This is a genomic window from Maribacter sp. MS6 (genome assembly GCF_056839185.1).
On record NZ_CM166389.1, the window covers coordinates 4,285,788 to 4,296,891 of the forward strand.

An 11,104-nucleotide genomic window follows, 5' to 3' on the forward strand; every position below is an offset into this window, starting at 1 on the left:
TACGGGACGATATTAATGACTATTACTTTTTAAACTTCGCAGAACCGGAATCAGAAGAAAACTTAACTGAACAGGTCAGAGGACAGATAACGGTCTCCACGATCGCATATAATAGATACAATAACACCTTTATCTAGTTTTTCTGCAAGTCGAAGTGCTACAGTTGTAGCGCCGCCACTGCTCATTCCAGAGAAAATACCTTCTTCCTTGGCCAATCTTCTTGCCATTATTCGTGCATCGTTCTCACTAACTTCCATAATGGAATCTACCTTTTTAGCATCGAATATTTTAGGTAAATATTCCTTAGGCCATTTACGGATACCTGGTATTTTAGAATCGTCAGTAGGCTGTACTCCTATAATCTGGATATCAGAGTTCTGTTCTTTTAAATACGTGGAAGTTCCCATTATTGTTCCTGTGGTACCCATAGAACTTACAAAATGAGTTACACTACCTTGGGTATCGCTCCAAATTTCAGGTCCTGTTGTCTTATAATGTGCTTTCCAATTATCCGGATTCGCAAATTGATTAAGTAAAATAAAGCCATCGTTGAGTACTTTTTGCTCTGCATAATCCCTAGCACCTTCTATACCTATATCTGCTGGGGTAAGGGTTACTTTTGCTCCATAGGCCCGCATGGTCTGCACACGTTCTATAGTTGAGTTTTCGGGCATAACCAACTCAATATCCAATCCATAAATCCCTGCAATCATGGCGAGCGCAATTCCAGTATTTCCGCTCGTTGCCTCAATTAGTTTGTCCGTAGTTTTAATCACGCCATGTTCCAGTCCGCTTTTGATCATATTCAATGCGGCCCTATCCTTAACGCTACCACCAGGGTTGTGCCCCTCCAATTTAAAAAACAAGGTAACATCTGGATTTGTATTTAAAATACGAGAGGCCACCAAGGGCGTATTACCAATTAAATCTACTAAGGTATTAGGCATTTGAAAGGGTTTTTATCTTTATTTCCGGGGTATGAAAAACGGTTGAATCCGCAGGGACCGATGCAGTTAACCAAGCATTTCCTCCAATAATACTATTGGCGCCAATTACAGTAGAACCGCCTAAAATCGTAGCATTGGCATATACCGTAACATTATCCTCTATTGTAGGGTGTCGCTTTGTTTTTTGTAAATGCTTTGCAACATAGAGTCCGCCAAGTGTCACACCTTGGTAAATTTTTACATTATCCTTAATAATAGCGGTTTCACCGATTACAACTCCGGTACCGTGGTCTATATGGAAAGAATTTCCAATTTGCGCTCCCGGATTTATGTCTACCCCGGTTTGTCTATGTGCATATTCCGTCATTAGTCTAGGAACTAATGGAAAACCAATGGAATAAAGCTCGTGAGCCAGTCTATAGATAGCAATAGCATAAAAACCTGGATAAGCCATATATACTTCTTCTATGGATAAGGAAGCAGGGTCACAGTTAACCGTAGCTTCCGCATCCTTATTTAGCTTTTCTAAAATTCCCGGTAGTTTATTTACATAATTATCCCATACTTTTTTACAGGGCTTTTCACTTTCCCAACAGGCTAGTGCTACCAATTCGTCGAACAAAAGCTCTAAAACGCTGAGATTGTTTTCTACAGGTGTTTCAATATCAAATAGCATATAAAACAGTGTATCCGTGAAAGCTTCCGTTTGTCTTTTCAATCGAAATCTTAAATTAGGCTGTTTTTTATGCGTTTGTATCTTTTCTATGATAGATTTATGTTCCATGTAATTGGTTTAATATTCAAAATTAACCATTAAATCAAAAGCGCTTTATGACAATTGGTTAACTTTAGCTTAAAATAATACGCTTTACGTCGCATGATACAGCCTGTAATTACTAAAAGTACCCTTCAATTTTTAAACGAGCTCAAAAAAAACAATAATAGGGATTGGTTTACAGCGCATAAAGCAACTTTTAAGGTACATGAAAATGAAGTTAAAACTTTTTTAAATAAGGTAACCGAACTCGTTCGTACCCATGATGAAATTGAAAAACTAAAGGTTTTCCGCATTTATAGGGATGTTCGCTTTTCAAAGGACAAGACACCTTATAAATATAATTTTTCAGGTTCGCTCTCACGCGCAGGAAATGAACGTCGAGGTGGTTATTACATTCACGTGCAACCACAGGGTAGTTTTATCGCAACAGGATTCTGGAATCCAGAAAAAGAGGATTTACTTAGAATACGAAAAGAATGGGAAGTAGACGCCTCGGATTTCCGCAATATCCTTAATAACAGCAAATTTAAAAGTGTTTGGGGTGATTTAGCAGGAGAAGAGCTAAAGACCGCTCCCAAAGGTTTTGATAAAGAAGACCCAAATATTGACCTCATCCGCAAGAAACAGTTCATTTTTGTCAAAAATTTTACCGATGCCGAAGTAATAGCACCAGAGTTCGCACAAACTGTAAACGAATGTTTTATGGTTATACGCCCTTATTTTGACTTAATGAGCAACATTCTTACCACCAATCTTAATGGAGAATCCCTACTGGATTAAGCTAGATTCTTCAAAAAATTGTAATTGATCTTGTAGTCGTTTTACAGCCATACTCATCATTCTTTTATTAAAGGCGGATGAATTTGTAGCGTATATCTGGTATTCTTCTAAGGTAAATTGTCCTACAATCATACCCTTTAAGGTATTTCGATATTTGATATCCTTTTGAATGGCGTTGGAAATATAGTTTAAACGGTCATCCTTTTTAAGCTCATGAAATCTATTTTTACCTCTAACGATATATCTTTGGAACGAAGCCAGTAATAAATCGTTCTGTAATTTGAGGATAGGGCGCAGTGTTTTGTTCTGAAAAAGTTCCTCCTCACCCATATTGGGTACTATTTTAGCAGCACCAACTATTGGTCTTATATCTAAAAGTCTTAAAGATCTTTCGTTCATAGTTGTGTTTTTATAAAGATACCCATTCCGTTGTCCTACTTTTTCTTGCAGTCTAGAAGTTTTAAACGGATTATAAACAACAAACTTTTCCCTATTTAAAACACCCAGTAATTTTTGGAATTCAAATCAGCAATAAACACTATGGTTGATTAGTAATTTATCAATTATTCTATTTTACAATTTCGGTTTCGGTAAATATGAAAAGTAATGGGCCAAAGCTTTGCTATAGTTTTTCTTTTAGGTCTAATTTTACGCTATCAAAAAGACTAAGATTATGAGATTTCATACTAGAAAACTTGTTAAACCAGAAGATTTGAATTCTAACGGTACATTATTTGGAGGTAAAGTCCTAGCTTGGATAGACGAGGAAGCTGCCCTTTATACGATAGTACAATTAGAGAATAAAAAAATTGTAACCAAATACATTTCGGAAATTAATTTTATGAGTGCCGCTAAGCAGGGCGACGTGGTTGAAATAGGTATTGAAGTGGTTAAGTTTGGAAAAACGTCATTGACCTTAAACTGCGAAGTTCGAAATAAAATGAACCATGAAACTATTATAACCGTTGACAATATCATCATGGTAAATCTCGGAGATAACGGAAAACCCATACCTCATGGCAAAACAAAAATAGAGTACGTTAAGGATCGGTTAGCCACTGTATAGGACCTTTAACTTTGCGACATGGTATTAGCAACATTCTGCACCTCGTCTAAAACTCTAAGTAAATTCCCACTCCATAGCTTCTCAATTTCCTCTTCTGTATAGCCTCTTTTAACAAGTTCCAAGGTTACGTTGAAGGTTTCTGATGCATCTGACCATCCTTCTATACCGCCGCCGCCATCAAAATCTGAACTGATACCAACATGATCAATACCGATGAGCTTTACCATGTAATCAATATGGTCCACAAAATCCGCTACCGTAACGCCTTCTGGAGCGCCTGGCGTTTTTGCAGCAACATCCTTTCCGATTTGGGTCACTTTTGGATAGTTTTCCATAAAGGCCTCCTTTTGGGCATCCGTTAAGCTTCCGAATTGAGATCTTTCAAACCATTCAACACTTAGCGAATCTGCTACTTTTTGATAAATACCCTTCATGTAATCAGCTTTAGCCTCATGTTTTTTGGTATTCAAATAAGAGCTAAAAGCAACAGTCTGCACAACACCACCGTTTTCCTTCATCAACATTAGTTGTTCGTCATCCAAGTTTCTGCTATGGTCGCACAAAGCTCGCGCAGAGGAGTGGGAAGCTATGATTGGAGCTTTGGACAAGGCTATCATCTGCTTCATTGCCTCCTTAGAAGGATGTGAAACATCGATCATTATGCCTAATCGATTCATTTCTGTTACGGCCTTCTTCCCTAATTCACTGAGTCCATTATGTAGCCAAACGGAATCTTTTTCTCCAGTATTGGAATCACAGAATTGACTATGGCCGTTATGGGAAAGTGAAATATAGCGAGCACCCAGATCGTGATATTGTTTAAAACCTGACAGGTCCTCTCCTATGGGATATGCATTTTCTACCCCGATCATAGCTACTTTTTTGCCTGCAGCAACGATTCGCCTAACATCATCGGAAGAATAGGCAAGTTCCATCTTATCCGGTGCATATTCCTCACATAGCCTTCGGATGGCCGCAAATTTGTCCATAGCATTTTCTTTGGCTTTCGCATACCCTTCGGCATTTAAGGAATCCTGACCTGTATACACAATAAGCCATGCGACATCTAATCCGCCCTCTTCCATTTTTGGAAGATTTATTTGTGTTTCTAAACGCTGGGTATAGTTAACGGAATCTGTAAAATTTTTAGTATTGATATCGTCGTGCGTATCTAAGGTAATTGCTTTATCATGGATTCTTTTTGCCCGTTCCTCGGTAGTTTCAGTTGCGTTGGTTTTCTTCTCATTACAGGAAAACAGGGTTATTACGATAATTATGTAGCCGATTACTTTCATACGTGTTTTTTTTAGACCTACAAATATGGCGGTTTCACAACAAAAAAGGAAGCATAGCAAACAATTAATTGTCTACTGCACCTTAAAATGGGAATTTTAGCTTCAATTAAAGAGCAAAATCCCCGAAACCAAGGAATTGATAGCCATGTCCAAACTTAAAACTAAAGATTTATTAGGTCAACTTTCCGATTTAGAAGCATCCCTAAATGGTTTTTCCTTTGAAGAATTGAATGTAGAAGAGGCAAAGCACTTAAAAAATTCTTTCAATAGATTTAAATCCCAATTAAACAATAAAATATTTGGAACGGATGAAACATTCGAGGATAGTCAACCGCAACGAAAGAACAACATTCCACAACAAGGCGGTCAAGATAACAAGCTAATTGCGCATGTAAGCCATGAAATACGTACTCCGTTGAACGGGATTATTGGATTTGCTAATTTACTTAGGGAAGATAATCTCACTCTTGCACAAGAGAGAAAAGTGGACGCAATACAGTCCGCTTCCTACAGTCTTATGGAAATCATTAATGAGGTTTTGGAATATTCCAAACTTACAACCGACCTTGAAGAGTTTGAGAAAGTTGACTTTAATATTCATGGAATCCTAAAGGATGTCATGTTTTTGTGCCAAACGCTTATCATAGATAAAACGGTAATTCTCAATACGGAAATCGCGCCAAATGTTCCTAAGGTTCTTGTAGGCGATCCATCTAAGCTATCCCAGATACTTCTTAACCTAATGGGTAATGCTATCAAGTTTGTGGAAAAAGGACATATTACGCTTTCGGTAAAACTAAAGGAACAAGAAAAGGAAAATTATATATTACAGTTCGCCGTACAGGATACGGGCATAGGTATACCAGAGAACCAACTAGGACATATATTTGAAAGCTATAAACAAGCAGAAAATACTACGTTTCAAAAATATGGAGGTTCTGGCTTGGGATTAAGCATTGTAAAAGAAATTATAGAAAAACTAGGTGGCAAAATTTCTGTTACCAGCACAGTGGGAGTAGGGAGCATGTTCAAGTTTTACATTCCATTTGGCCAAGGTAACCCAAATAACATTCCCCAGAACAAACCAAAATCTATTAGCACCGCAAAAGGAAAGGAGTTATTAGGTGGTACAAAGATTTTGATTTTTGAGGATAACGAACTCAATCGCCATCTAATTAGCGAGCAATTAAATAAATGGGACTGCATTACTTATGTTACTGAAAACAGGAATGAAGGACTACAAATTTTGAAAACCAAGGCTATAGATATTGTGTTGATGGATCTTAAAATGCCAGAAATGAACGGTTTTGAAATTTCTAAAAGCATACGTGCCTTAAACGATGATAAGATAAGTCAGATTCCCATTATTGCTTTTAGTGCAGATTTTACTGCACAAGATAAGGAACGTTGTTACGAATCAGGTATCAACGACTTTTTATTAAAACCATATACTTTAAATGAGCTGATGATTAAACTACTAAAAAGAAAGAAAGAGCGAAACCTAACAGAGGCAAGTCTTAAGTTGTTAAAACAAGAGACGATTTCGGCATTTGAATCAACAAAGGAAACAATCGATCTTAATACCTTGTTGAAGGATTGCTATGGCGAATTGGATATGTTGCAAGAGTTAGTCCGGCTTTTTAAGCAAAATATCTACGAATTCATAGGAGCGGTTAAAATTGCCATCACGAACCAAGCGTTTGAAGACATCTATTTGGCCGCACATAAAATAAAGGCAGGATTAGCCCTTATGAACACCAATGATCTAAAACAAATTGTTGTGGCTATTGAAGACCAGGCCAAAAACTCTGAAATGGAAAAAGTGAAACTTCTTTTTAATCAATTCTTAGAAGAATTTCCGTTAAAGGAGTCGCTGATAGATCAAGAATTAGCAAGACTAAAGCAAGGATAGGATATGGATGGGAAGACGGTCCTTTTAGCGGATGATGATGAACTCTTAGCCTCTTTGCTACATTTTAGGCTAAAGAAAGCCGGGTATACCGTAGACCATGTCTTGGACGGAAAACAGGTAAAGGAATATTTGTCCCATACAATGCCGGATATTATTGTAAGCGATATCATGATGCCCTACTTTTCTGGTATAGAGTTAATTAATTATGTTAGAAAAGAGCTCAAATCTAAAACACCGATACTAATTATTTCTTCTGCTGGAAATGAAGAAAATGTGCTTAGTGCCTTTGAACTAGGTGCCAATGATTTTATTTCTAAGCCTGTAAGTCCATCGGAGTTATTGGTAAGGATAGCAAGAGAAGTAAACAAAACCCATATTTGAGTTTTAACCCAAGTACATACACGCAAAAAGCATTAATCAGCGCCCCAAAAATTCCAACAGATTTTTTGTGGGCACTTTCACTGTTTTTTGTATTGATAGCTTTGGTATATTTTGGTTCAGTTTTCTTTTTTCGGAATAAACTTTCCAGACGAGGCAAGCATGTTAAGGTAAAACGGAAAGTCTTCTCTCCCATGATATGTGAATTTTTGTTTTTTGAGGAAGATGGTGAAAAGAAGGAAAAAATAAATTATATCGATTTAAAAATTCAGATACGTGAACTCATCAGAAATAAATTTGATAGAGAAGTACTTACAGAAGTCCTAATGGATTTAAGAAAGGATGTTACGGGTAAAACTAGAACCGAACTGTTTCACATTTATCAAGATTTAGAACTTCACAAGGATGCGTATCAAAAGCTTAATAGCTGGCGATGGGAGTTGATATCCAGAGGAATTTTTGAACTAACCCAAATGGAAGTCAAGGATTCTTATAGCCTAATTACTCGTTTTATTAACGATAAAAGAACAACCATAAGAAAACAGGCGGAGATTGCTACAGTGAGCCTTAAGGAAGAAGGTATTAATTATTTTTTGGATCACACTAAGTATAGAATATCAGAATGGCAGCAGTTAAAGCTGTTGGATGTAGTTCGGAATAAAACCGATTACCAACCACCGGCGTTTAGGCTCTGGCTTACTTCTAAAAATAATGATGTTGTACTTTTTTCGCTACGGCTTATTAAGTATTACAACCAAAATGATGCAAGTGCATCTCTGATTCAATTACTACGGCATAAAAGTAATGCAATTAAAAAGGAAGCCATTTTTTGTATCCGTGATTTTAACGTTACCGAAGCAGTACCAATTCTAAAAACAATATTCTGGAAATGTACAACGGATATTAAAATGTATCTGCTTGAAGCCTTATCACAACTAGGCTCGGAAGAGGATATTGGTTTTCTTGAGGACATAATTAGCAAAGAAGTGGCTTTTACCGTAAAGGGAAAAGCCATAAGTGCTTTAAATACAATACGCCCGGAAGGAATGCTTCCTACTCAGGATATTGTTCCTACAGCGGACTTTGAAGTTTCAGCACCATCGTATAGTGCTAAAGTGACAGTAGCTAATGAAAGTACAATTCCCAATATCAAAAAAGAAAAACAAGTGAAGGAAAAAGAGATTGCCAAATCTGCTAAAACACTAGCAAGGAATACTGCAGATGTCAATGATACTTCAAGGAAAATAGAAGCAGATGAGATTTCGTTTTTACCAATTGTTACTGAAGGTATTACTGAACCAATTTCAAAATCAATAGAAAAGAATATTACGGAAGGAGCAAACCAAAAGGACTTGACAGATTTATCTGTTTGTTTTGAAGAGGTACCACCGTTACGTCTTGTAGATAAATTACATTATGAATTTCTTCCCATAGTAATGGCAGAACCAGTGAAGCAAAACAACGTAATGTTGAACGACTTACCAGTTCATTTTGAGGAAATAGAGGTAGGCGATCCATTGAAAATAGCACATCAACGAACATTCGAACATGAAATCAATGAATTTGTAGTACTGTTCGAGGAAGTATTGGCTCCTAAAAAAGCTCTTGATGAAACAGACGTACTAGAAAAGCATTCTAAAAGTGAGTCAGTATCCAGCAATCATAAATCTAAAATCAGTTTTTCTGATTCCATAGCCACATCTGAAATTTCAAATATAAACGTGGTCTATGACATTTTAAATGAAGCGAAAGGTTTAAGTTCAAAAGGCGGGCTGCAAGAAATTGATTGGTGCAACGCTTTTGATTTACCCAAATTAGAACAGTCACAGGAACTTAGCCTAGAAATTAATATTGAAAACGATATGGAGAAGGAACTAAGGACTATACCAAAACCTTTGTTTTACGAAGATACTGCACTTAATACTATGGCTTTGCTAGAGGATATAGCAGAACTTGGTGACCATAGAGAAATACCACATTTGAAAATGTTATTAGAGCATGAGACGAATGCAGTGGTTAAAATAAGAATTAACGAGCTATTGGCTTTTTTTACGATAACCGATGATTTAGAGGTTTCGTTTGAACCTACAATTACAGAAGAGCGCCAAAGCATATTCCATAACTTAATCGAAGTTAGCGATACAGAAGCAAAAATAATATTACTTGACGAGATTGCCGAAGTGGGCGATCAACAGGAAATTGCACTTCTGAAAAACCTCTCGTTAAGTAATGAAAGAGAATTACGGCGAGCGGCAAAACGAGCCTTGGAAAAGATTATTTCAAGGCAAACAAGTGCAGATAGAATTGAAGTTATACAGGAACCCGGTAAGATGCCAGCAAAAGAAATCATAACTAGCTCGGATGCCGCTGATAATCCGTTCACAGTCGATTTCGAGGCTATCAGGCCTCTTGAAACTGCTATAAAATTGCAAGACCATACTAAAGATCAAACCTATGGAAATACCTTGTTCGATCATTTATGTGCCATCTCCACTAAATTATACCAGAAAGAATAGTGAGTAGTGGGACCTTCAATATCATCTTAGAATATATAAACATCGTTTTTTTTGTGTTTACGCTTATCCTATTCTTATTATTTATAGGTATGGGCTATTTTTCGACAAGGAATTCCATACACTATAGAAATAAAAATAGTTTTGGGGATATGTCCAAGCTTATGGCATCACCCATGGCACCAAGTATTACCATAGTTGCTCCGGCATATAATGAGGGACTTACCATTGTAGAAAATATACGCTCATTAATGTCTCTACGATATGTTAATTATGAGGTAATGGTGGTCAATGATGGAAGTAAGGACGACACCCTTCAAAAAATGATTGATGCCTACGATCTAGTTAAAATAGAACAGGCAATTGACCCTAATTGGAAATCTAAGACTATACGCGGAATTTACAAGTCTCCTCACAAAGCATTTTCTAAACTTACGGTCATAGACAAGGAAAACGGTGGAAAATCTGACGCCTTAAACACGGGTATGGCCTTATCTACCAACCAATATGTTGGTTGTATAGATGTAGACTGTCTTTTACTGCCAGATGCGCTTTTGCACGTGGTCAAGTCTTTTTTTCAACGTTCGGAGAAAAGGGTTATCGCAGTCGGTGGCGTAATTCGTGTGGCAAATTCCTGTATTATTCAAGGGGGACAATTGGAAGAAATAAAACTTCCTTCCAACTGGCTCGCTAGGTTCCAATTATTGGAATACACCCGTTCGTTTATCCTGGGCCGTATGGCATGGGGAAGAATAGATAGTTTACTGATTATTTCCGGAGCGTTTGGTTTTTTTGATCGCGAAATTGCTTTGGCAGTAGGCGGTTATGATACCAATACCGTAGGAGAAGATATGGAAATCGTATTCAAAATGAGGCGTCATATGCATGAGAGAAAGCTGCCATATACCATTGAATACATACCAGATCCACTTTGTTGGACAGAAGTGCCCGAAGATCCTAAAATATTGATTAACCAGCGAGATCGTTGGGCAAGAGGTAACCTAGAAACCCTATTCAAACATAAGGACATGTTTTTTAACCCCAAGTTTGGTAGGTTGGGTATGTTAAGCTATCCTTATTGGTTCTTTTATGAATGGTTAGCACCCATTTTGGAATTTTTTGGCTTCTTCACCATTATCCTTTTTTATTGGTTGGGTATACTAAATTGGGATTTCTTTATCGCGATAACGGCAACAGTCTATATCTTTTCTGTAATGTTTTCTTTTTATGCCATTCTTTGGGATGTGTATTCCTATAACGAATACAATAAGACCAAGGATATTTTAATATTAATGCTTTGTGCGCTTATAGAACCCTTTGTGTATCATCCTTTTATGGTATGGGCAGCGATTAGGGGAAACTATAAAAAACTATTCAAGATAAAATCTGGTTGGGGCACACAGGTGCGTAAAGGATTTGCAAAAGCCACGTAACA

General features: G+C 37.1%; 10 protein-coding genes. 6 read left to right on the forward strand and 4 right to left on the reverse strand.

Annotation, left to right across the window (positions count from 1 at the left end):
- Positions 1-62 precede the first annotated feature (62 nt).
- Both cysM and epsC read right to left on the reverse strand, forming a co-directional pair.
- On the reverse strand, positions 63-947 hold the full coding sequence (gene cysM / locus MS6x_RS18600) for a cysteine synthase CysM (RefSeq protein WP_482604221.1): 885 nt from the start codon (positions 945-947) through the stop codon (positions 63-65).
- Positions 940-1,731 (reverse strand): serine O-acetyltransferase EpsC, encoded by a 792-nt coding sequence (gene epsC, locus MS6x_RS18605; RefSeq protein ID WP_482604222.1) that lies wholly within the window; start codon positions 1,729-1,731, stop codon positions 940-942. The genes cysM and epsC overlap by 8 nt, the downstream gene beginning before the upstream one ends.
- Positions 1,732-1,824: 93 nt before the next feature.
- On the opposite strand from epsC, the gene MS6x_RS18610 reads away from it, so the two are divergent.
- Positions 1,825-2,505 (forward strand): DUF2461 domain-containing protein, encoded by a 681-nt coding sequence (locus MS6x_RS18610; RefSeq protein WP_482604224.1) that lies wholly within the window; start codon positions 1,825-1,827, stop codon positions 2,503-2,505.
- On the opposite strand, the gene MS6x_RS18615 is transcribed toward MS6x_RS18610, so the two are convergent.
- Entirely contained in the window at positions 2,494-2,904 is a 411-nt protein-coding gene (locus MS6x_RS18615) for a glyoxalase (protein WP_482604225.1), read from the reverse strand. The two genes, MS6x_RS18610 and MS6x_RS18615, sit on opposite strands and share 12 nt — an antisense overlap.
- 274 nt (positions 2,905-3,178) lie before the next feature.
- On the opposite strand from MS6x_RS18615, the gene MS6x_RS18620 reads away from it, so the two are divergent.
- Entirely contained in the window at positions 3,179-3,571 is a 393-nt protein-coding gene (locus tag MS6x_RS18620) for an acyl-CoA thioesterase (RefSeq protein ID WP_482604226.1), read from the forward strand.
- A gap of 5 nt (positions 3,572-3,576) precedes the next feature.
- Here MS6x_RS18620 and MS6x_RS18625 read toward each other — a convergent pair whose 3' ends face one another.
- A complete protein-coding gene (locus MS6x_RS18625; protein ID WP_482604228.1) occupies positions 3,577-4,866 on the reverse strand; it encodes a dipeptidase in 1,290 nt (429 codons plus the stop codon).
- Positions 4,867-5,011: 145 nt separating this feature from the next.
- Here MS6x_RS18625 and MS6x_RS18630 point away from each other — a divergent pair, with 145 nt between their 5' ends.
- The 4 genes from MS6x_RS18630 to MS6x_RS18645 all read left to right on the forward strand — a co-directional run bounded on the left by MS6x_RS18630 (position 5,012) and on the right by MS6x_RS18645 (position 11,102).
- A complete protein-coding gene (locus MS6x_RS18630) occupies positions 5,012-6,778 on the forward strand; it encodes an ATP-binding protein (RefSeq protein WP_482604230.1) in 1,767 nt (588 codons plus the stop codon).
- A 3-nt stretch (positions 6,779-6,781) separates the two neighbouring features.
- Positions 6,782-7,159, forward strand: coding sequence for a response regulator transcription factor (locus tag MS6x_RS18635; protein WP_482604232.1), 378 nt, complete (start codon positions 6,782-6,784; stop codon positions 7,157-7,159).
- Positions 7,156-9,672 (forward strand): HEAT repeat domain-containing protein, encoded by a 2,517-nt coding sequence (locus MS6x_RS18640; RefSeq protein WP_482604234.1) that lies wholly within the window; start codon positions 7,156-7,158, stop codon positions 9,670-9,672. Before MS6x_RS18635 ends, MS6x_RS18640 begins: the two co-directional genes overlap by 4 nt.
- 149 nt (positions 9,673-9,821) lie before the next feature.
- Positions 9,822-11,102 carry a glycosyltransferase family 2 protein gene (locus MS6x_RS18645; protein ID WP_482604236.1) on the forward strand — a complete coding sequence of 427 codons (1,281 nt, stop codon included), beginning with the start codon at positions 9,822-9,824 and terminating at the stop codon, positions 11,100-11,102.
- The last annotated feature ends 2 nt before the right edge of the window (positions 11,103-11,104 follow it).